This is a genomic window from Achromobacter sp. E1 (assembly GCF_037039475.1).
Lineage (GTDB): Bacteria > Pseudomonadota > Gammaproteobacteria > Burkholderiales > Burkholderiaceae_B > Achromobacter > Achromobacter mucicolens.
On record NZ_CP146253.1, the window covers coordinates 1,834,475 to 1,856,994 of the forward strand.

The window sequence follows — 22,520 nt, forward strand, 5'->3', positions numbered from 1 at the left end:
TCATATAATGTCGAGCTATGTCTATTCCAATCCTTATGTATCACCAGATCGGCGAGCCCAACCCCAAGGGCACGCCGTTTCGCGGACTGACGGTACATCCCGATAGCTTTGCCCGCCAGATGCGCTGGATGCGCCGGCTTGGCTATCGCGGATTGTCCATGCGCGACGTCATGCCTTATGTCCGCGGCGAGCGCCAGGGAAAGGTCTTCGGCATCACGTTCGACGACGGTTTCCGCAATGTGCATCACAACGCGATGCCGGTACTGAGCGAACTGGGATTCACCGCCACCAACTATTTCGTGGCCCGGCAGTTCGACGGCGGCAACGTGTGGGACCTCGAAAAGGGGATCCCGTTTGCGCCGCTGATGACCGTCCAGGAAATGCGGGAATGGGCGCAGGCCGGCAACGAGGTCGGCTCGCACACGCTGGATCACGTCCACCTGCCCGAGCTGCCTGCCGAAGAAGCGCGGCGCCAGATCGTCCAGTCCAAGGACGAGCTCGAACAGGCGCTGGGCGCGCCCGTCACCGCGTTCTGTTATCCCTATGGCGACCATGGCCCCGAGCATCAGGCCATGGCGCGCGAGGCCGGTTACGAGAACGCCACGCTCACCAGGCGCGGCCTGGCGGCGGCGTCCGACGATCCCTTCGGACTGCCGCGCGTTACCGTGGCGCGCTCGACCAACATCGTCCGATTCCTCCAGAAGTGCCTCACCCGGTATGAAGACAGCCGCCGGCGCTCCTGAACGCCGGCTTCGCATCGCGCTGTTGGTTGATCGCTTCGGCAACCGTTTCGGGGGGGCCGAGGCCTATGGCGTCGAGTTGATGCGTGTCCTCGGCAAGCGCCACGACATCTCCGTGGTCGCCCGCGATTTCGACAGCGACCTGCCATTCGAATACCTGCCCGTGCGTTTTCCCGGCTGGCTGCCCAGCTGGACGCGGGTGCTGTATTTCGCCTGGCGCGCCGACCGCCTCACCCGCGGCCGCTTCGACATCGTCCATTCGCACATGAACGGCTGGGCGGGCGAAATCCAGGTCATGCACGTGACGCCGGTCCGCTACAACCGCATCACCCGGGTCACGCCGCTGCAGCGCCTGACGGCCTGGCTCAGCCCGCGGCTGGCTACCTACCTGATGCTGGAAAAGCTGCGCGTGCGCAAGACGCCCCAGCGCCGCGTGGTGGCGGTATCGGGCCTCATCATGGACCAGCTGCACCGCAGCTACGGCGAAGAACTTGCGGTCGACATCATCGCCCCGGGCGTCAAGCTGCCCGCGCCCGACCGTAACGGGGGCCGCCAGGCCACGCGCGCGCGGCTGGGCTGGGACGCGGACACGATCGGCTGTCTGCTGGTGGCGCGCAATCCGCTGCGCAAGGGCCTGCCCGCCTTGCTGGACGCGCTGGCGCTCTTGCCGCCGCGCTACCGGCTGCTGGTGGTCGGCGCCGACGAGCCCACGCGCGAGCGCGTTCGCGCCGCCGGAGACGTCGCCCGCCGCGTCACGCTGGTCGATCCCACCCCGGACGTCGCCCAGTATTTCAATGCGGCCGACATCTACACGCACCCGACCCTGAACGACAGCTACGGCATGGCGCCGCTGGAAGCCATGTCGCACGGTCTGCCGGTCATCGTCAGTTCGCCGGTCTATTGCGGCTTTGCGCAATACCTCACGGCGGGAACGGATGCGCTCATCCTGCAGGACCCGCGCGATGGCGCCCAATTGGCGCAGGCGCTGGAAAGCCTGGGTTCGGATCCGCAGCTGCGCGCGGCGCTGACGTCACGCGGCCTGGAAATCGCCCGCGACCAAAGCTGGGAAACCGTGGCCTCGCGCTACGAGGCCCTGTACGAACAGGTGCTGCTGGAGCGCCATTGAAAACGGGGCGTCAAGCCCCGTTTTCAATGGCAGGGCGCGGTTGCCCTTTCCAGGTCGGCCAGCCAGCGGATGGCGTGTTCGCGGTCGGAACCGCACATCTCGTGCTGGGGCTGCAGTCCCCCGCAGAAGTCCGGGCGGGAAGGATCACCAAAGATCGCGCACCGCATGTCCGGCAGCAACTGAACACAGGGCACGCCCGCGGGCTTGCCCTGCGGCATCCCCGGAATGGGCCGCGTGATCGACGGCGCGATGCAGCAGGCGCCGCATCCCGAGCGGCACGCTGGCGCCGCGCCGGTCAGGCTCATACCCATCCGCGCAACCAGTACACAAAGAGACCCGCGTATTCCTTCACGATCGAACGGCTGGCGTCGAACGTGCGTTCATCGGGCAGCCACAACGACAGCGACCCGTCGGCCGGCTCCACGATCTGCGGCGGCGCGGGGGCGGCAATCACTTCCACGCCTTGCTTGGAAAAAGCCGCCATGGCGCGGGGCATGTGCAAGGCGGACGTGACCAGCAGCACCTTGCCGATGCCGCGCGCCTTGAGCTGGTCCTCGGTGAGCGTGGCGTTTTCATAGGTGGTGCGGCTGGCGTTTTCCAGGATCAGGGCCGACTCCGGAACGCCCTGCTGGCGGATCGCATGCGCCATGCCGCGCGCTTCGCTGACATCGCCTTCCAGCGCGCCGCCCGACAGCAGCACCTTGGGCGCGCGGCCGGCCAGATACAGCTGGGCCGCGGCGTCCACGCGCACGATGGCCGTGTCCTTGTCATAGGGCAGGAACCAATTGGCGCGGCCGTTGGCGGTATTGCCGCCCAGCACCACGATCGCGTCGGCCGTCGGCATCTCGGCGGCGGGCTTGTGCGGATAGCGGTTCTCCAGCGCGCCGCCCGCCCACAGCGACGTCGCCGGCAACGACCAGGCCAGCGCCCAGAGCAAGCCCGCCGCAACGAGCGCGAGGCCAGTCTTGCGAAGCCGGAACAGTCCCAGCACCAGGCCAAGGACCACCAGGGTGATGCACAAATTCAAGGGAATGATCAGATTCGTGAGATAGCTGGAAAAGGTCATTTCGAGACTGTCCTGATTACTGCGTACCATCCAGCAGGCGCTCGGCCTGCTGCGTTGCTTCTTCCTGCGACGGCCAGGCCTGGTCGCTGCCCAGGCACACCGCGCGCGGCGACCACGGGCCGGTGCGTTGCGGCTGTGTCACGCCAAACAGCGTCAGCTGCCGCGCCGACGCCGCCGCCGCCACGTGCGACACGCCGGAGTCGTTACAAATCACCAGCGCGGCCCGGGCGGTCAGCGCCGCAAAGGCGCCCAATCCCAGCGGGGGCAGCAACTGAGCGGTCGGCGCATTGCGCCGGGCTTCGTCGGTTTCGGCCGGAGGGGGGCACATTACCACGGTATGGCCGCGGGCCTGCAGGGCGCGCGTCAGTGTATCGAATCCCGGCCACACCTTGATCCTGCCCTTGTGCAGGCCCGTGGCGGTGGGCGCGATCAGGACGAAGGGCCGGTCTTGCAGGCCGGCCTGGGTCAGGGCCTCGCCGGCCGCGCGTTCATGCGCCGCCGTCAGCGGCAGGTCCAGCGTCGGGCCAGGCTGGGCGGGACCGCTGGGCAGATTCCAGCGGATCAGGGCCTCGCGGGTCAGGTGATGCCAGGATTCGACGGCGTGCATCGGCTGGTCGGGTTTGGCGAACGGCCAGCGCAGCAGAAAGCTGCGGCCGTCGTCGCGGTAGCCCGCCGACGGCACGCCGGCCAGCCGGAACACCAGCGCGCTGGACAGGGAATCCGGCAGCAGTAGCCCACGGGCGCGGCGGCCTTGCGCGCCCAGCCCGCGCCGGTGCGCGCTGACCGCCGCCCGGTCCGGTCCGACCTTGCCGCGCATGGGGACGAAATCCAGTTTGTCCACGCCATCAAGCAGGTCGCGGGCCCAGGGGCGGGCGCAGAGGACGAGGGGAAGGCCGCTTGCCGCCAGGGCGCGCAGGCTGGGCAGGCTCATGCAGACATCGCCCACCCAGTTGGGCAGGCGGACATACAGGCAACTGATATCGGACATGGAAGGGCGCACGGGCGCGGATAGGGCTAAGGGGCGGGGACGGCGCGCAGACGCGCAGCCGGTACAATCCTGGGCACAATTGTATGAAAAGCGAGTGATCCCTTTGAATTCTGCCGCACGGAATGCGCCAGCGGGCTCCCAGCCCGTCAAATCCGAACTCTGGACCCGGATCTACAGCCGGGTCGGTTCCTACTGGAAGGGCTTGCTGGCGGCCGTCCTCCTGATGGCAGGCGCCGCGGCCACGCAGCCCGTACTGGCGGTCATCATGAAGCCCCTCCTGGACGGCGGCTTCTCCGGCGCCAAGCCGTATTACGTGTGGGCGCTGCCGCTGGCGGTCGTGGGCCTGATCCTGGTGCGCGGCATCTGCAACTTCTTCAGCGACTACCTGCTGGCCTGGGTGGCCAACAACGTGCTGCTGGGCATGCGGCGCGACATGTTCGAGCGCCTCCTGGGCCTGCCGGACGCCGACTTCAAGCGCGGCGACACCGGGCGCCTCCTGAACCGCTTCACCATCGACGCCGGCAACGTCACCGGCTACGCCACCGACGTCATCACCGTGCTGGTGCGCGAAACCCTGGTGGTCATCGCGCTGATCTGCGTGCTGCTCTACATGTCGTGGGTGCTGACGCTGATCATCCTGGTCATGCTGCCGGTCTCGGTCCTGATCTCGCGCTTTTTCATCAAGCGCCTGCGCCGCATCAACCGCGAAACCGTCAACATGAACGCCGAGTTGACCCGTGTGGTCGGCGAAGGCATCGACGGCCAGCGCGTCATCAAGCTGTTCGACGGCTACGAGGTCGAACGCGGCCGCTTCGATTTCGTCAGCCGCCGCCTGCGCCGCTTTGCCATGCGCACGGCCACGGCCGATGCGGCGCTGACGCCCTTGACCCAGGTCTGCATCTCGATTTCCGTGGGCGCGGTCATCGCCGTGGCGCTCAGCCAGGCCAACAGCGGCTCGCTCACCGTGGGCAGCTTCGCGTCGTTCATGGCCGCGCTGGCCCAGATCTTCGACCCCATCAAGCGCCTGACCAACGTGGCCGCCCGCCTGCAAAAGATGCTGGTCTCGGCCGAAAGCGTGTTCACCCTGATCGACCAGATCCCGGAAAACGACACCGGCACCAAGGAATTGCCCGAGCCCGTGCGCGGCAAGGTCGAGTTCCGCAGCGTGTCGCATCGCTTCCCCGACGCCGACCGCGACACGGTCAATGACATTTCCTTCGTGGTCGAACCCGGTCAGACCGTCGCCCTCGTGGGCCGCTCGGGCAGCGGCAAGACCACGCTGGTCAACATGCTGCCCCGCTTCGTGCTGGCCGACAGCGGCCAGATCCTCGTGGACGACGTGCCCATCGATGAACTCACGCTGCGCAGCCTGCGCTCGCACCTGTCGCTGGTCAGCCAGGACGTCGTGCTGTTCGACGACACGATCGCCGCCAACGTCGGCTACGGCGCATTGGGCAAGTCCAGCGAGCAAAAGGTGCGCGATGCGCTGGCCGCCGCCAACCTGCTCGACTTTGTCGAAGGCCTGCCGCAAGGCATCAACACGCCCGTGGGCGAGAACGCCGCCCGCCTGTCCGGCGGCCAGCGCCAGCGTCTGGCCATCGCGCGCGCGCTCATCAAGAACGCGCCCATCCTGATCCTGGACGAAGCGACTTCGGCGCTCGATAACGAATCCGAACGCCAGGTGCAGGCCTCCCTGGAACGCCTGATGAAGGGGCGCACCACGCTGGTCATCGCGCACCGCCTGTCCACCGTCCAGAACGCCGACCGCATCATCGTCCTGGACGCCGGCAAGATCGTCGAACAGGGTCCGCACGCGGAACTGCTGGCGGCCGACGGCCTGTACGCATCCCTCTACAAGATGCAGTTCCGGGAAGACTGAGCCAAACCGGTCACGTCTTTCCCCAGCAGCCGCCCCTCGGGGCGGCTTTTCATTGCCGAAGTTCCTGTTTGCCAATCCCGCGGTTTGCCGGAAAATGGCCCCAGCCTGCGCAGAGCGGGCTGGGCGGCGTCCCAGGCGCTTCGGCCCGCCATGCAACCAGGAGCGCTCCATGGCCCTGCCTTCCGAAGGCAATCAAGTCCTCAACGTCGTCGTTCTGCTTGGCGCAGCGGTGATTGCCGTCCCCTTGTTCAAGCGTCTAGGACTGGGTTCGGTCCTGGGCTATCTGGCGGCCGGCCTGGCGATAGGCCCGTTCGGCATCGGGTTTTTCACCGATCCCAAATCCATCCTGCACGTCGCCGAACTGGGCGTGGTGATGTTTCTTTTCATCATCGGGCTGGAGATGCAGCCGTCGCGCCTCTGGAAGCTGCGCGGCGAAATCTTCGGGCTGGGCGTCGCGCAAGTGCTGGTTTGCGGTGCGCTGCTTACCGGCGTCGGGTTGCTTGCAGGTCTGTCAGGCGCCGCGGCCTTCATGGCGGCGATGGGTTTCGTGCTTTCATCCACGGCCATCGTGATGCAGATCCTGGCCGAGCGCGACGAGACCACCAGCGCGCAGGGCCAACGCATCGTCTCCATCCTTCTTCTCGAAGACCTGGCGATCGTCCCGCTGCTGGCGCTGGCCGCCTTGCTGGCTCCCGCAAGCAGCGGCAGCGAGGCCAATCCGTGGTGGCAGGCCGCCATTGCGCTCGGCTGCATTCTGGCGCTGCTGGCCGCGGGCCGGTGGCTCCTCAACCCACTGTTTCGTCTTCTGGCCGCGGCGCATGCCCGCGAAGTGATGACCGCGGCTGCATTGCTCGTCGTGCTGGGCGCCGCGTTGCTGATGGAACTGGGCGGCCTGTCCATGGCCATGGGCGCGTTCCTGGCCGGTGTGCTGTTGTCCGAATCCACATTCCGCCATCAGCTCGAAGCCGATATCGAGCCCTTTCGCGGCATCCTGCTCGGCCTGTTCTTCCTGGGCGTGGGCATGTCGCTGGATCTCCTGGCCGTGGCGCGGGAATGGCCGCTCATCCTGGCGGGTGTCGTCGCTTTCATGGCGGTCAAATCCGTGGGCGTCTACATCGTGGCGCGCCTGCTGCGCGCCACCCATGCCGAAGCCATCACCCGTTGCGCGTTGCTGGCGCAAGGCGGCGAGTTTGCCTTCGTCCTGTACAGCGCCGCCGCTGACAAAGGCATCTTCGACGCGCATACGGGCGCGGTGCTGACCGCGGTCGTCATCATTTCCATGGCGCTCACCCCGCTGTGCGTCCTGGCCCTGCGCTGGCTCCTGCCCAAACCCAAACCATCCATGGATGGCGTGGACGTGGCCCGCGACCTGGACGGCTGCGCGCTGATCGTGGGTTTTGGCCGTTTCGGCCAGATCGTGACGCAGGCAATGCTGGCACGCGGGGTCAAGGTCTCGATCCTGGACACCGACACCGACGCGATCCGCGCCGCGGCAAAGTGGGGCGTGAAGGTGTATTACGGGGACGGTACGCGCGCCGACATGCTGCGTTCGGCCGGCGCCGAAAACGCCTGCGCCATCCTGGTGTGCATCGACGACCCGCGCGCCGCCACCCACATGGTGCATCTAATCAAATCCGAATTCCCGCTGGTGCGCGTCGTGGTGCGGGCCTATGACCGCATCCATTCCCTGGCGCTGGCCCGCGAAGGGGTGGATTTCCAGGTCCGCGAAACCCTGGAATCGGCGCTGGTCTTCGGCGAAGCGGCGTTGCGCGCCATCGGCGTGCCGCCCGACGAGGCCGAGGAGGTCATTCAGGACGTACGGCAACGCGACACCGAACGCTTCGAGCTCGAGGTGGCAGGCGGGCTGTTCGCCGGCCGCTCGCTGCTTTACGGAAATATGACGGGCCAACCGGATGGCATCAATGACCGGCCGGACCGCGAAACCGGCGATGCTGCGCCCAGTCCATCCGCCTGACGGCTATTTTTCGGCGTGCATTTCCGGATCTTTGCATTACTTTACGCATCATTTCACGCGCAAAATCAAGCAGCTAGGGTAGATTAATCCGCAATGACGCTTCACTCAGGAAGCGCTTTTGCCAGGGGGCTGCCATGCTGCAAACGGACCGTAATTCGACTACGTCGCACGCCATCGGAATCGAGCTTGCCCGGCGTCAGGCCATGACGCTTCGTTGCGGATTCTCTGGCGTGCTCACCCGCCAATTGATGGCGCAGGCCGGCGGGGCAGGGCCCGCCTGGGCCATCAACGCCCACCGCGAGACCGACAAGGCTCGCGGGGCCAAGGCCTTCCCGTTCCGCATCGCAGCCGCCGCGCTGTCCTGAAAGCCCCGCCTCGGGCGCGCCGCGCCCGGCTGCTGTCTTTCCGCGCGTGCCCGGGCGTCTTTCCGGGCAAAAATTCCCGTCACTTGCGCTGATCGCCGCCCCTGACTTTGCCGTCCAGGGCGGCGATGCCTTGCGCCTGGCATCGGACATCGGCATCATCATGCACAGCTTGCAGCTGAACTACGCCACCCGACCGCCACCGCGAAGGAGCGCCGTATTGAAATCACGCGGGATCGTGCACCTTACGCTGTACGCGTTGGCCGGCATCGTCGCCATCGGTATCTGTACGGCAGCAGTCGCTCTGTTGTGGATGGACCGCCGCGTGACGTGGGACGCGGCCTACGTATCGGCCCGCAACCTGGCCAGCGTGCTCGCGGCGGACATCGGCCGCACGTTGCATGTCTACGACCTGTCGCTGCAGGGCGTGGTCGAGCGCCTGCAAGAGCCAGGCATCGCCGACCTCGAACCGGAATCCCGGCATCGCTTCCTCTTTGACCGCGCCGCCACCGCCGCGTATCTCGGCGCCATCGTCGTGCTCGACGCCCAAGGCAACATTCGGTACGACTCGCTTGCCGCCACCCCGCCTGACGTCAATTTCGCGGACCGCGATTACTTCAAGGTGCACCAGACCACGGACGACGTCGGTCTCTACGTCAGCCGGCCGTATTACAGCCGCCTGCGAAGTGCCGATGAAAGCATTGCGATCAGCCGGCGAATCTCCAACGCCGACGGCAGTTTCGCCGGCGTCGTTGCCGGCTCCCTGCGCATGGCGTACTTTCGCGATCGCTTTGCCGAGGTATCCATCGGTCCGCACGACGCCATCACGGTCTTTCGCAACGACGGCGTCGTCCTGTTGCGCAATCCCTATTCTCATGCCGACTTCGACAGCGACATCGACATGCCGCTCGACTTCCAGCAATACCTGATTGGCCGCGAGGGCGCATTTGTCGGCGTGCTGTCGCCCGATGGCGTCAATCGTCTCTATGCGTTCGACGCCATCGAGCGCACGCCGCTGGTGATCGACGTGGCGTTGGCCGTCGACGATCTGCTCGAACCCTGGGTGCGCCGCGCCGCCCTGATCGTGCCCGTGACCTTGGCGCTCTTTGCATCGGTGATGGCGCAGATCCTCCTCTTTCGGCGCGAGATGCGCTGGCGGCAGGCGTTCGAGGCGCAATTGGCGCGTCAGGCCCAGACGGACGGACTCACCGGTATCGCCAACCGGCGCACCTTTGACGAGGTACTCGACAGGGAATGGGCGGCCGCGCGTCGCGATCGCGCGCCGCTGTCGCTGCTGTTCCTGGATGCCGACCGCTTCAAGCTTTACAACGATCGCTATGGCCACCAGGAAGGCGACGCGTTGCTCAAGATGCTGGCGCTTGCGCTTCAGAGCAAGGCTCGCCGGCCTCGCGATCTGGCGGCCCGCTACGGCGGCGAAGAGTTCGTGGTGCTGCTGCCCGACACGCGCCGCGAAAAGGCGCTGGTCATCGCCGAAAGTATCCGGCGCGCGGTCGAGGACCTGGCCATTCCGCACGAAGACAACGAAGGCGGTATCGTCACCGTCAGCGTCGGCGTGGCCACGGTCGTGCCGCTAGGCGACGACGTCTCGGCCGCCCTTGTGGAAGCCGCCGATGCGGCCGTTTACCAGGCCAAGGCCGCGGGCCGCAATCGCGTCGCGTCGGCGCCGGCCTGATTATCGACATGGCAAGAAAAAGCCCCGCCGCACCTTTCGGTGACGGCGGGGCGATGTGTGGCACAGTGTGTTTGAGCGGTGCTTAACGGCCCATGATCACGGCCTGCAGGCGCGTCTGTGCTTGCTGCACATTCTTGGCCTGCGCGTTCATCTCTTGCAGCAGCTTGTTCAGCTCGGCTTGCACGGCAGGATCGGTCACCGTCACGCTGTTGCCCGAGATCTCGATCTTCGACTTGTTCGCTTCCACGTAGTCGGCGATCTTCAGGGTGACGTCGTAGGTGGCGTTGATCTGCGGCAGCACGTCGCCAAAGGTGTCGGCCGGCAGGGTGATGGTCTTCTCGTAGGCCTTGTCGTACACGGCCTTCAGGTCCTCAGGCTGCTTGAGCTGGGCGTGAGCCGCGTCGGCCTTGGCGCGATGCTCCTTCAGCGCCGTGTTCATGTCATCCAGACCGGCACGCACGGACTTCAGGTCTTCGCGGCGCGTGACAATATCGTTCACCGAGCGCACCTGACCCTTCTGCAGGATCCCCGACAGCGGCTTGACCGACGCATCCATGCCGGCATTGAAGTCGGTGATGATGGCGTAGTGGGCCGCGTAGTCGCCGAAGGACTTCTTTTCTTCCTCCGTCAGCTTCGGCACACGCACGCCCGGCTTGTCCACGATGCGCGTCTGCAGGAACTGCGTGAACGCCGCGCGCTGTTCGGGCTCCTTGTCGCCGCAGGCTGCCAGCATCAGCGGCAGGGCCGCGACCAGAACCAGGAACGGACGGAATAGGGACTTCATTGCAATGACCTCCGAATGACTAAGGGAAAAGCGCCGAGGCGGTAACCGACCCGGCAAAGCGCCCGCAGCTTATCGATAACCCTTACTTGTCGCCATCCGTTTCAGAAATCATTTCAAACGAATTGTTAAGTCACAAAATCCACACAAATCGAGTTGAAGCCGGTTCGCGATTCGGGTATGGCTCCTCGTCCTCGTACGCGCGCTGGATGCGGACGTTGCGAAGAGCGGCCGCCAGCGCGGTTTACAGCTCATACGCGCGCATCAATGGGCGCGCAGACATATCGCCATTTCGGCCGCCCGATGGCCCCCATCCTGCCGCGCCCGAATGAAAAAAGCCGCGCTTGCAGGCGCGGCTCTTCCGTCGGTCCGATGACTAGGCATTCTTCTTATGCCGTCAAACGAGGATGATGTCGTACTTCTCCTGTGAATACGCCGCTTCCACTTCCAGCGACACGCGCTTGCCCACGAAGTCGCCCAGCATCGCCAAATGCTGGCTTTCCTCTTCCAGAAAAAGGTCCACCACTTCCTGCGAGGCAAGAATGCGAAATTCCTTGGGATTGAATTGCCGTGCCTCGCGCAGAATCTCGCGCAGGATTTCATAACAGACCGTGCGCGGCGTACGCACATTGCCGCGCGACTCGCACATGGGGCAGGGCTCGCAAAGCTGGTGCGCCAGCGAATCGCGCGTGCGCTTGCGCGTCATTTCCACCAGCCCCAACTGCGTGAATCCATTGACGGTCATGCGGGTCCGATCGCGCGACAACGCCTTCTTCAGCTCCGCCAGCACGGTGTCGCGATGTTCCTGTTCCTCCATGTCAATGAAGTCCAGAATCACGATTCCCCCCAGGTTGCGCAGCCGCAGCTGCCGCGCAATTGCCTGTGCCGCCTCAAGGTTCGTCTTGAAGATCGTGTCGTCGAAATTGCGGCCCCCCACAAACCCGCCGGTGTTGACGTCCACCGTGGTCAACGCCTCCGTCTGGTCAATGATCAGATAGCCGCCCGACTTCAGGTCGACCCGGCGCGACAACGCGCGTGCAATCTCGTCGTCCACGTTGGCGGTGTCGAACAGGGGGCGCTCGCCGCTGTAATGCTTGATGCGGTCAACCACCGACGGCGTGTACACACGCGCCCATTCCAGCATCGCGGCAGTCGTGGTGCGTGAATCCACCAGTATCGACCCGGTCTCGGGGCCGACCATGTCGCGCAATACGCGCTGGGCAAGCGTCAGGTCCTGGTGCAACAGCGCGGGGGCGGGCTGGGTCCGGGCCGCCGCCTGGACACTCGTCCACAGCTTGCGCAGATATTCCACGTCGGCAGTCAGCTCCGCGTCGTTGGCGCCCTCGGCCTGCGTGCGCACGATGAATCCGCCTTTCTCGTCCGAGGGCATCAGCGCTTGCAGACGTTCGCGCAACTGGATGCGTTCGGACTCGGAATCGATCTTCTGCGAAATGCCGATGTGCGGATCGTGCGGCAGGTACACCAGCATCCGCCCGGCCATGCTGATCTGCGTCGACAGCCGCGCACCCTTGGTGCCGAGCGGGTCCTTCACGACCTGCACCATGAGGGTCTGTCCCTCAAATATCAGCTTTTCGATTGGCGTCGGTGTCAAACCCTGGCTGCGCTCGGTACGATTCTCGCGCAGGTCCGCAATATGAATGAACGCCGCCCGCTCCAGCCCAATGTCGATGAACGCGCTCTGCATGCCCGGCAGCACCCGCACGACCCGACCCAGATAGATATTGCCGACGTGGCCCCGTTGGATGCTACGTTCGACGTGCAATTCCTGAACCGACCCCTGTTCCACCAGCGCAACGCGGGTTTCAAACGGGGTGACGTTGATCAGGATGTCTTCGCTCAGGGCGATCGCAGGGGGCATGAGGTATCTGTCTCCAATCAGATGCGACGTACAGGCGAATAGTAAACGTACATACTAGTCCCACAAGCAGGGGCTGCCGCTATCTATATATAGGCGCGGCCAGTCACGGCCCGTGCCTCCTTCGACGGAGCAGGGCGTCGGCGCCAGCCTGACTGCCTTTCCATCAACAAATTTGCGACACTGGCATGACAGCCCAAAATTCTGTGCTATAGTCTCGCTCCTTCGCAGCTCAGACAGTTTTGAGACGCGAAGCCAAGCAAGTGCAACAGGTGACGGGGCAACCCAATTTCACCTGCCGCAGCGGCAATCAGTAATGAGCGCCAAGCGGTTATTGCAAAGATCGACGCAAATCAGGCAGAAGCCAGTTGCAAGATCTGCAAAAATTGTGCTATAGTCTTGGGCTTGGCAGTTACTGAAAAATTAGGGTTTACCCTGAAGTTTCGATAGCTGCTAGGGCAGGACGAAAGTCCTGGCGAGACCTGAAGAGGTCGCCGCAAGCCAAGCGACGCAACTGCGTAAAGCAAAAAGCGAAGCTGACTTGACAAGCGATAAAAACTTCTTCATAATCTCGTTTCTCTGCTGCAACGACAGCGACGACGCAAAAGCGAAGTTCGCCGAAGTTAAAGGCAGAAACCCGTAGTACAGAATTTAGCAGTACCGCTCTTTAACAACTAAACAACCGATAAGTGTGGGCGCTTGATGCGAGTGCAGCGATTGGGTTTCGGCCTTATCGCAAGCACAAGAAATCAAGTGCTCACTAGAAGTGAAGTACCTTAGACGTCAAGTTTAAGAACATACCTCACTTCCTTTGAGTAGCGACGTATGACCTGGTTTGGATTTATTCAGACCAAGAATACGAAACAAATACAGAGATTAAACTGAAGAGTTTGATCCTGGCTCAGATTGAACGCTAGCGGGATGCCTTACACATGCAAGTCGAACGGCAGCACGGACTTCGGTCTGGTGGCGAGTGGCGAACGGGTGAGTAATGTATCGGAACGTGCCTAGTAGCGGGGGATAACTACGCGAAAGCGTAGCTAATACCGCATACGCCCTACGGGGGAAAGCAGGGGATCGCAAGACCTTGCACTATTAGAGCGGCCGATATCGGATTAGCTAGTTGGTGGGGTAACGGCTCACCAAGGCGACGATCCGTAGCTGGTTTGAGAGGACGACCAGCCACACTGGGACTGAGACACGGCCCAGACTCCTACGGGAGGCAGCAGTGGGGAATTTTGGACAATGGGGGAAACCCTGATCCAGCCATCCCGCGTGTGCGATGAAGGCCTTCGGGTTGTAAAGCACTTTTGGCAGGAAAGAAACGTTCCGGGTTAATACCCCGGGAAACTGACGGTACCTGCAGAATAAGCACCGGCTAACTACGTGCCAGCAGCCGCGGTAATACGTAGGGTGCAAGCGTTAATCGGAATTACTGGGCGTAAAGCGTGCGCAGGCGGTTCGGAAAGAAAGATGTGAAATCCCAGAGCTTAACTTTGGAACTGCATTTTTAACTACCGAGCTAGAGTGTGTCAGAGGGAGGTGGAATTCCGCGTGTAGCAGTGAAATGCGTAGATATGCGGAGGAACACCGATGGCGAAGGCAGCCTCCTGGGATAACACTGACGCTCATGCACGAAAGCGTGGGGAGCAAACAGGATTAGATACCCTGGTAGTCCACGCCCTAAACGATGTCAACTAGCTGTTGGGGCCTTCGGGCCTTGGTAGCGCAGCTAACGCGTGAAGTTGACCGCCTGGGGAGTACGGTCGCAAGATTAAAACTCAAAGGAATTGACGGGGACCCGCACAAGCGGTGGATGATGTGGATTAATTCGATGCAACGCGAAAAACCTTACCTACCCTTGACATGTCTGGAATGCCGAAGAGATTTGGCAGTGCTCGCAAGAGAACCGGAACACAGGTGCTGCATGGCTGTCGTCAGCTCGTGTCGTGAGATGTTGGGTTAAGTCCCGCAACGAGCGCAACCCTTGTCATTAGTTGCTACGAAAGGGCACTCTAATGAGACTGCCGGTGACAAACCGGAGGAAGGTGGGGATGACGTCAAGTCCTCATGGCCCTTATGGGTAGGGCTTCACACGTCATACAATGGTCGGGACAGAGGGTCGCCAACCCGCGAGGGGGAGCCAATCCCAGAAACCCGATCGTAGTCCGGATCGCAGTCTGCAACTCGACTGCGTGAAGTCGGAATCGCTAGTAATCGCGGATCAGCATGTCGCGGTGAATACGTTCCCGGGTCTTGTACACACCGCCCGTCACACCATGGGAGTGGGTTTTACCAGAAGTAGTTAGCCTAACCGCAAGGAGGGCGATTACCACGGTAGGATTCATGACTGGGGTGAAGTCGTAACAAGGTAGCCGTATCGGAAGGTGCGGCTGGATCACCTCCTTTCAGAGCTTATGTGCTCGTGTTAAGCGTCCACTCTTATCGGTTGTTTGATATAGCTGGGATCAGTTGTAGGCTTGGGTCGAGGGAATCTTCCCTAGGTCTTCAGCTTCCTGACTACTGATCCGAGAAGGTTTTGGGTCTGTAGCTCAGTCGGTTAGAGCACCGTCTTGATAAGGCGGGGGTCGTTGGTTCGAATCCAACCAGACCCACCAGGTATTTCGCGGCAAGCGAAATATGGGGGTGTAGCTCAGCTGGGAGAGCGCCTGCTTTGCAAGCAGGATGTCATCGGTTCGATCCCGTTCACCTCCACCATTGATTCTCATTGATCGCCGGTGGCGATGTAGAGGCCAACTCATAGTGTCGTCAGTCACGACGTTATGAGTTGGGTTTTACCCAACAGCTATATTTGTTCTTTAACAATCTGGAAGAAGCACAACGAAAATGTGTTCATCGAGTAATCAGCGTTGCTGATGAAGATGGGCACGGGTTGTGATTGCATTATTTTTTGTTCCAAGTTCTCAAGACTGGGGTGATAAGCCTCAGACTGCTTTGAAACTTATGAACGGCACAAACGCTAATACTCAGGTCCTATAGCCTACAGCGTTATAGGATCAAGCGACTAAGTGCATATGGTGGATGCCTTGGCGATCACAGGCGATGAAGGACGTAGTAGCCTGCGAAAAGCTGCGGGGAGCTGGCAAACAAGCTTTGATCCGCAGATATCCGAATGGGGAAACCCACTGCAGCAATGCAGTATCCCTAGCTGAATACATAGGCTAGTGGAAGCGAACCGGGTGAACTGAAACATCTCAGTAGCTCGAGGAAAAGAAATCAACCGAGATTCCGAAAGTAGTGGCGAGCGAAATCGGATGAGCCTTTACGTTTTAGCGCGCAGGATAGTCGAACGGAATGGAAAGTCCGGCCGTAGCAGGTGATAGCCCTGTAGACGAAATTCTGTGTGTGGAACTAAGCGTAAGACAAGTAGGGCGGGACACGTGAAATCCTGTTTGAAGATGGGGGGACCATCCTCCAAGGCTAAATACTCGTGATCGACCGATAGTGAACCAGTACCGTGAGGGAAAGGCGAAAAGAACCCCGGAAGGGGAGTGAAATAGATCCTGAAACCGTATGCATACAAACAGTAGGAGCCTCCTTGTGGGGTGACTGCGTACCTTTTGTATAATGGGTCAGCGACTTACATTCAGTGGCAAGGTTAACCGAATAGGGAAGCCGTAGCGAAAGCGAGTCCGAATAGGGCGATTCAGTCGCTGGGTGTAGACCCGAAACCAGATGATCTATCCATGGCCAGGTTGAAGGCACGGTAACACGTGCTGGAGGACCGAACCCACTAATGTTGAAAAATTAGGGGATGAGCTGTGGATAGGGGTGAAAGGCTAAACAAATCTGGAAATAGCTGGTTCTCTCCGAAAACTATTTAGGTAGTGCCTCAAGTATTACTGCGGGGGGTAGAGCACTGTTATAGCTAGGGGGTCATGGCGACTTACCAAACTATGGCAAACTCCGAATACCCGCAAGTACAGCTTGGGAGACAGAGCACCGGGTGCTAACGTCCGGACTCAAGAGGGAAACAACCCAGACCGCCAGCTAAGGTCCCGAATTATCGCTAAGTGGGAAACGAAGTGGGAAGGCATAGACAGTCAGGAGGTTGGCTTAGAAGCAGCCATCCTTTAAAGAAAGCGTAATAGCTCACTGATCGAGTCGTCCTGCGCGGAAGATGTAACGGGGCTAAGCGATAAACCGAAGCTGCGGGTGTGCACTTTTAGTGCACGCGGTAGGAGAGCGTTCTGTAAGCCTGCGAAGGTGGCTTGTAAAGGCTGCTGGAGGTATCAGAAGTGCGAATGCTGACATGAGTAGCGATAAAGGGGGTGAAAAGCCCCCTCGCCGTAAGTCCAAGGTTTCCTGCGCAACGTTCATCGGCGCAGGGTGAGTCGGCCCCTAAGGCGAGGCAGAGATGCGTAGCTGATGGGAAGCTGGTTAATATTCCAGCACCGTCGTACAGTGCGATGGGGGGACGGATCGCGGAAAATCATCAGGGTGTTGGATGTCCCTGTTGCTGTATCGAAGATGGCGCTTAGGCAAATCCGGGCGCGTAAATCAAGGGTATGGCACGAGCGAGCATTGCTTGCGAAGTGATCGGAAGTGGTTCCAAGAAAAGCCTCTAAGCTTCAGCTGTACGAGACCGTACCGCAAACCGACACAGGTGGACGGGATGAATATTCCAAGGCGCTTGAGAGAACTCAGGAGAAGGAACTCGGCAAATTGATACCGTAACTTCGGGAGAAGGTATACCCCGGTAGTGTGAAGCGCCTGCGCGCTTAGCATGATGGGGTCGCAGAGAATCGGTGGCTGCGACTGTTTATTAAAAACACAGCACTCTGCAAAGACGAAAGTCGACGTATAGGGTGTGACGCCTGCCCGGTGCCGGAAGGTTAAGTGATGGGGTGCAAGCTCTTGATCGAAGCCCCGGTAAACGGCGGCCGTAACTATAACGGTCCTAAGGTAGCGAAATTCCTTGTCGGGTAAGTTCCGACCTGCACGAATGGCGTAACGATGGCCACACTGTCTCCTCCTGAGACTCAGCGAAGTTGAAGTGTTTGTGATGATGCAATCTACCCGCGGCTAGACGGAAAGACCCCATGAACCTTTACTGTAGCTTTGCATTGGACTGTGAACCGGCCTGTGTAGGATAGGTGGGAGGCTTTGAAGCGTGGTCGCTAGATCACGTGGAGCCATCCTTGAAATACCACCCTGGTTTGTTTGCGGTTCTAACCTTGGTCCGTTATCCGGATCGGGGACAGTGCATGGTGGGCAGTTTGACTGGGGCGGTCTCCTCCCAAAGTGTAACGGAGGAGTTCGAAGGTACGCTAGGTACGGTCGGAAATCGTGCTGATAGTGCAATGGCATAAGCGTGCTTGACTGTGAGACTGACAAGTCGAACAGGTGCGAAAGCAGGACATAGTGATCCGGTGGTTCTGAATGGAAGGGCCATCGCTCAACGGATAAAAGGTACTCTGGGGATAACAGGCTGATACCGCCCAAGAGTTCATATCGACGGCGGTGTTTGGCACCTCGATGTCGGCTCATCTCATCCTGGGGCTGTAGCCGGTCCCAAGGGTATGGCTGTTCGCCATTTAAAGAGGTACGTGAGCTGGGTTTAAAACGTCGTGAGACAGTTTGGTCCCTATCTGCCGTGGGCGTTGGATACTTGACGGAGCCTGCTCCTAGTACGAGAGGACCGGAGTGGACGTACCTCTGGTGTACCGGTTGTCATGCCAATGGCATTGCCGGGTAGCTAAGTACGGAAGAGATAACCGCTGAAGGCATCTAAGCGGGAAACTCGTCTGAAGATTAGGTATCCCGGGGACTTGATCCCCCTGAAGGGTCGTTCGAGACCAGGACGTTGATAGGTCGGGTGTGGAAGCGCAGTAATGCGTTAAGCTAACCGATACTAATTGCCCGTGAGGCTTGATCCTATAACACTGATGGTTATTGACCTGGTGATATAGCGTTCCAAGTGTCGTTCAATACAAAATACTGGCTGCACCGTCAGCAGCCAGCCAACACAATTACACCCCACCGTGCGCCGATCATCGAGCCCCAGGCTCTGATCGCCACGCGTTGCGCTTCTTCCAAGATTGGAGCTGTTGCCTAACCCGCAGCTGCTCAACCAGTTACGCCTGACGACCATAGCAAGGTGGTCCCACTCCTTCCCATCCCGAACAGGACAGTGAAACGCCTTTGCGCCGATGATAGTGGACGGACGTCTGTGAAAGTAGGTCATCGTCAGGCTTTTATTGCTCAAAACCCCGCAGGTATCCCCTGCGGGGTTTTGTCTTTGTGGCGTCGGGATTACTGCAGCGATTCCAGTATCGAAAATGCGGTACCGGGAGTGCCGTATCGGGAGTGCGGTATCGGGAAAGTAATTAAAACCCCCCTCGCGGCTTGCGCCGCGAGGGGGGTTTGTTTTTGGTGTCGTAAAGGGATCTGTGCGCCGCGCGGGTCTTGAGGGCGACTGCGGTGTGGGACTTGCGCTAGACGGTGCCGCGAGGCGCGGCCACGTATTCCTGGCGGTCGATGCCGTGGCGCTGGAGTTTGTCGTAAAACGTTTTGCGGGGAATGCCTAGGGTGTCGAGCGTGGCTTTGATGTCGCCACGGTGTGCGGCGAGGGCATCGCGGATGATCTGTGCCTCGTAGTTTTCCATGCGTTCGGGAAGGCTGAGCGAGCCGGCGGACGCCGGAGCCGTATCAGGTGCCGGGCCATTGAGCACGCCCAGCACGAAACGTTCTGCGAAGTGGGCGAGTTCACGCACGTTGCCGGGCCAGTCGTGCGTCATGAGGTGCTGACGGATCGAGGCAGGCATGTCGGGGATATCGCGATGAAAGCGGCGCGCGGCGTGGCCGAGATAGTGTGCGAAGAGCAGCGGGATGTCTTCGCGGCGCTCGCGCAGGGGGGGCAGGCGGATCGTGACGACGTTCAGGCGGTAGAAGAGGTCCTCGCGGAACTTCGCGCGGATGGCGGGGCTGCCCAGATCTTCCTTGGTGGCGGCGACCACGCGCAGGTCGAGATTGCGGACTTCGTTGCTGCCAAGCGGGGTGATCTGGCGGGATTCGAGCACGCGCAGCAGCTTGACCTGGACGGCGAGCGGCATGCTTTCGATCTCGTCGAGAAACAAGGTGCCGCCGCTGGCGTGTTCGATGCGGCCGATGCGTTTCTTTTGTGCGCCGGTGAAAGCGCCGGGCTCGTGGCCGAAGAGTTCGCTTTCGATGACGCTTTCTGGCAAGGCGCCGCAGTTGATGGCGACGAGCGGCCGGTGCCGGCGGCGGCTCAGGCGATGCAGGGCTGTGGCGACAACTTCCTTGCCTGTGCCGGTTTCGCCTTCGACGAGCACGTCGACGTCGGCGTCCGCGATATGGCGCAAGGTCTGCTTGATGCGTTGCATGGCGGGCGTGGTGCCGATGAACGGCACCTCGTCGGCCTCGACGTTGAAAGCGGCTTCGCGGAGACGGCGGTTTTCGAGGACCAGCCGCCGCTTTTCGGCGGCGTGGCTGATGGCGGCGACCAGGCGGTCGGCGGGGTAGGGCTTGGACAGGAAGTCATACGCGCCTTCGCGCATGCACTGAACGGCTGTGGCGATGTCGCCATGGCCGGTGATCAGGATGACCGGGATATCGGGATCAATGTTGCGCAGCCGCTGGAAGAGTTCAAGTCCGTCCATGTCCGGCATGCGGATGTCGGTGACCACCACCCCATCGAAGTTGCGGTCCAACGCCGGCAACGCGGCGCGGGCACTGCCGTGAGCCGCCACCGAGATGCCATGCAGCTTCAGGGTTTGGAGCGCGGCGCGGCGCAGTTCGTCGTCGTCGTCGATGAAGACGGCGTGAGGGGCCACTGGCCGCTGCATGGGATCGTCGGTGACGATCGTGGCGGGGAGCTGGAGATCAGGGGCGCGCGTCATGTGGAGTGCTCGGTGCGGTGGGTCTGGTCCGGCGCCTTGCGCAGGGTCAGGATGAACAAGGCGCCGCTGCCGGGCGCATGGGGAGACGACAGGCTGGCGTCGCCTGCGCGCGCGGCGCGCAGTTCGCCGCCGAACTCGGCGACGATGTCGCGGCTGATGACAAGGCCCAGGCCCAGGCCATCTGGTTTGGTCGTGTGAAACGGGGTGAACAGGCGGGCACGGGCCTCGTCGGAGAGTCCGGGACCGTTGTCGTGAACCTGTAGCTGAACGGATTCGCCCAGGTCTTGCAGGGCGATGACCATCCGTCCGTTTTCCGTGCCTTCGAGGGCCTCGAGGCCGTTCTGCAAAAGATTGACCAGCACCTGTTCAAGCCTGACCCGGTTCGCCTGGACGCGGCAGTTGTGGTTGCGTGGCGGGCTTTGCAGCGTGACGCCCTGGCGCCGGGCACGCGGGCCGACGAGCAGGATTGCGCCTTCGAGCGCCTCCATCAGATCCGTCGGGCCGACAGTCGCACCGGCCTTGCGCGAAAAGGCGCGTAGCTCTCCGGTGATGTGGCCGATGCGATCGGTCAATGCCGCAATGGTGCCGAGGTTTTCCCGGACGGCGCCTTCGTCGTGGCGCCGCAGAAATTCGGTGGCGTTGTCCGCGTAGGCGCGTATGGCGGCGACGGGTTGGTTGACTTCGTGCGCAACGCCGGCGGCCACCTGGCCCAGCAATGCCAGTTTGCTGGCCTGCACCAGTTCGTCCTTCATGGTGTGAAGCTGCGTTTCGGCGCGTTGGCGCTCGTCCATTTCGCCGACTAGCTTGGCGTTCACGTCGCGCAATTGCGCGGTGCGCTCGTCGACCAATGCCGCGAGCTGTTGCTGGACGGCTGCTTGCTGCTCGGCCCGCTCCTGGTTGCGGTGGCGGCGGTAAAGCACTACGCCGATCAGCGCCGCGAGCACGCCTTGGGTGAGCAACGCCCCGAGTTGGGCATTGGCGCTGGCCTGGTTCATGGCCGCCTGGATGGGGGACAACTGGTGCAGTGTCCAGCCGGGCGATTCGGTGACCGGCAGGGTGGTGTGCAGCAACGGGGTGCCAGCGGCGGCGCGGGGCAAGGCGTCGTCGGTGCGTACGAGTTGCCCGCTGCTGGCAGCTTGCAGGCGCGGCGACACAGGCAGCGGCTGAAACTTGGCGTCGCCAAACTGCAGGCTGGTGCGCAGCGTTTGCGCCAGCGCAGGCGGCAGCGGCGACAGGACTCTGAAACGCCAATCTGGAATATTGCCGAGCAGCACCACGCCGTGCTCGTCGGTGACGAAGATGACGGCGTTGGCCTGACGCCAGTCGGCTTCGAGATCCCGGAAGTCGACCTTCAAGACCACTACGCCCAACATCGCGCCCTGCGCGTCGTCGACCCGACGCGACAGATACAGGCCGGCTTCGTGACTGACGGTGCCGAGCGCGAAATGTTCGGCGGCGCCGTGCGCAACCGACCCTTGAAAATAAGGGCGGAATTCGTAGCCGATTCCGACGAAAGTGGCGGGCTCGCGCCAGTTGCTGGCGGCGATGGCCAGACCTTTCTTGTCCAGAACGTAGATGGCGGAGGCGCCGACGCCGCGGCTCAGGGATTCGAGTTTCTCGTCCAGGGCCTCGATCTGCCTGGCGCTGGCACCTTGCAGTGCGGCGCGCAAGTCGACGTCCTGGGTCAGCACGAAGGGCAGTGCGCGGAATTTGTCGAGGTTGTTGCGCAATAAAGCGGCATTGATCTGACCCGTGCTGCGCGCCTGGATGGCGGCTTCGCGAAGTGCGCCGTCACGCGCCCACTGCGTTGCCGCGTGCAGCGTGAACGTGACCGCGGCGACAGCCAATAGCGCCAGGGCCACGCGCCACGGCCAGGGCAACCTGCGCGGTCGAGCGGGCGGGGAAAGGGGGGAGGAGGTGGAGCCGGTCATGGTGTGCGGTTTTCCGCACATTTTAGCGGGTTTCTGTGCGAAGTTTCGCCGCTTTAAGTGACCGAATATTCCGGACGAGATTTAAAAAGATATTTAATTTCAATGGCTTATGTGCGGCGATGACGCCGGTTCCCACCTGGCATGGGTATTGCATTTACACGGGCAAGCCGCGCGACGCATCACCCGCGGTGAAATCGGCTGGCGGCAGGATCGCATGGCC

General features: G+C 61.8%; 13 protein-coding genes, 2 tRNA genes and 3 rRNA genes. 11 read left to right on the forward strand and 7 right to left on the reverse strand.

Features of this window, described 5'->3' with window-relative positions; genetic code table 11:
- Nucleotides 1–17: 17 nt before the first annotated feature.
- Both V6V88_RS08405 and V6V88_RS08410 read left to right on the forward strand, forming a co-directional pair.
- Nucleotides 18–743: a polysaccharide deacetylase family protein gene (locus V6V88_RS08405; protein WP_223574870.1), complete on the forward strand. Its 726-nt coding sequence runs from the start codon at nucleotides 18–20 to the stop codon at nucleotides 741–743.
- On the forward strand, nucleotides 718–1,866 hold the full coding sequence (locus tag V6V88_RS08410) for a glycosyltransferase family 4 protein (protein WP_223574872.1): 1,149 nt from the start codon (nucleotides 718–720) through the stop codon (nucleotides 1,864–1,866). The genes V6V88_RS08405 and V6V88_RS08410 overlap by 26 nt, the downstream gene beginning before the upstream one ends.
- 23 nt (nucleotides 1,867–1,889) lie before the next feature.
- Here V6V88_RS08410 and V6V88_RS08415 read toward each other — a convergent pair whose 3' ends face one another.
- The 3 genes from V6V88_RS08415 to V6V88_RS08425 are packed head-to-tail and all read right to left on the reverse strand — an operon-like array spanning nucleotide 1,890 to nucleotide 3,920.
- On the reverse strand, nucleotides 1,890–2,171 hold the full coding sequence (locus tag V6V88_RS08415) for a YkgJ family cysteine cluster protein (RefSeq protein WP_223574874.1): 282 nt from the start codon (nucleotides 2,169–2,171) through the stop codon (nucleotides 1,890–1,892).
- Complete coding sequence (locus V6V88_RS08420; RefSeq protein WP_338618796.1) at nucleotides 2,168–2,932, reverse strand: YdcF family protein; 765 nt, start codon at nucleotides 2,930–2,932, stop codon at nucleotides 2,168–2,170. The genes V6V88_RS08415 and V6V88_RS08420 overlap by 4 nt, the downstream gene beginning before the upstream one ends.
- Nucleotides 2,933–2,948: 16 nt before the next feature.
- Entirely contained in the window at nucleotides 2,949–3,920 is a 972-nt protein-coding gene (locus tag V6V88_RS08425; RefSeq protein ID WP_338618797.1) for a glycosyltransferase family 9 protein, read from the reverse strand.
- A 103-nt stretch (nucleotides 3,921–4,023) separates the two neighbouring features.
- Between V6V88_RS08425 and msbA the strand changes: the two genes are divergently transcribed.
- The 4 genes from msbA to V6V88_RS08445 all read left to right on the forward strand — a co-directional run bounded on the left by msbA (nucleotide 4,024) and on the right by V6V88_RS08445 (nucleotide 9,829).
- The gene (msbA, locus tag V6V88_RS08430) at nucleotides 4,024–5,799 is read left to right on the forward strand and encodes a lipid A export permease/ATP-binding protein MsbA (protein WP_056320209.1); all 1,776 of its coding nucleotides are present in this window, start codon (nucleotides 4,024–4,026) and stop codon (nucleotides 5,797–5,799) included.
- 169 nt (nucleotides 5,800–5,968) lie between these two features.
- Nucleotides 5,969–7,774 carry a monovalent cation:proton antiporter-2 (CPA2) family protein gene (locus V6V88_RS08435; RefSeq protein WP_152383887.1) on the forward strand — a complete coding sequence of 602 codons (1,806 nt, stop codon included), beginning with the start codon at nucleotides 5,969–5,971 and terminating at the stop codon, nucleotides 7,772–7,774.
- 134 nt (nucleotides 7,775–7,908) lie between these two features.
- Nucleotides 7,909–8,139, forward strand: coding sequence for a hypothetical protein (locus V6V88_RS08440; RefSeq protein ID WP_062838401.1), 231 nt, complete (start codon nucleotides 7,909–7,911; stop codon nucleotides 8,137–8,139).
- Nucleotides 8,140–8,356: 217 nt separating this feature from the next.
- Entirely contained in the window at nucleotides 8,357–9,829 is a 1,473-nt protein-coding gene (locus tag V6V88_RS08445) for a diguanylate cyclase (RefSeq protein ID WP_338618799.1), read from the forward strand.
- An 82-nt stretch (nucleotides 9,830–9,911) separates the two neighbouring features.
- Here the strand turns inward: V6V88_RS08445 and V6V88_RS08450 are convergent, their stop codons facing one another.
- Together V6V88_RS08450 and rng are read right to left on the reverse strand one after the other, a co-directional pair.
- Complete coding sequence (locus V6V88_RS08450) at nucleotides 9,912–10,613, reverse strand: DUF3053 domain-containing protein (protein ID WP_175156879.1); 702 nt, start codon at nucleotides 10,611–10,613, stop codon at nucleotides 9,912–9,914.
- Between the two features lie 394 nt (nucleotides 10,614–11,007).
- Nucleotides 11,008–12,471 (reverse strand): ribonuclease G, encoded by a 1,464-nt coding sequence (gene rng, locus V6V88_RS08455; RefSeq protein WP_056320252.1) that lies wholly within the window; start codon nucleotides 12,469–12,471, stop codon nucleotides 11,008–11,010.
- A gap of 893 nt (nucleotides 12,472–13,364) precedes the next feature.
- On the opposite strand from rng, the gene V6V88_RS08460 reads away from it, so the two are divergent.
- The 5 genes from V6V88_RS08460 to rrf all read left to right on the forward strand — a co-directional run bounded on the left by V6V88_RS08460 (nucleotide 13,365) and on the right by rrf (nucleotide 18,702).
- Nucleotides 13,365–14,895: ribosomal RNA gene (locus V6V88_RS08460) — 16S ribosomal RNA — on the forward strand.
- A 132-nt stretch (nucleotides 14,896–15,027) separates the two neighbouring features.
- Nucleotides 15,028–15,104: transfer RNA gene (locus V6V88_RS08465), tRNA-Ile, on the forward strand.
- A gap of 24 nt (nucleotides 15,105–15,128) precedes the next feature.
- A tRNA-Ala gene (locus V6V88_RS08470) sits at nucleotides 15,129–15,204 on the forward strand.
- A gap of 297 nt (nucleotides 15,205–15,501) precedes the next feature.
- Nucleotides 15,502–18,386, forward strand: a 23S ribosomal RNA gene (locus V6V88_RS08475).
- Nucleotides 18,387–18,589: 203 nt separating this feature from the next.
- Nucleotides 18,590–18,702 (forward strand): 5S ribosomal RNA (gene rrf / locus V6V88_RS08480).
- The 16S, 23S and 5S rRNA genes sit together here with 2 tRNA genes alongside, the layout of an rRNA operon.
- 242 nt (nucleotides 18,703–18,944) lie before the next feature.
- Here rrf and V6V88_RS08485 read toward each other — a convergent pair.
- Nucleotides 18,945–20,315, reverse strand: a complete 1,371-nt coding sequence (locus tag V6V88_RS08485) for a sigma-54 dependent transcriptional regulator (RefSeq protein ID WP_223576478.1) — start codon at nucleotides 20,313–20,315, stop codon at nucleotides 18,945–18,947.
- 50 nt (nucleotides 20,316–20,365) lie between these two features.
- Nucleotides 20,366–22,300 (reverse strand): ATP-binding protein, encoded by a 1,935-nt coding sequence (locus V6V88_RS08490; protein ID WP_223574880.1) that lies wholly within the window; start codon nucleotides 22,298–22,300, stop codon nucleotides 20,366–20,368.
- Nucleotides 22,301–22,520 lie beyond the last annotated feature (220 nt).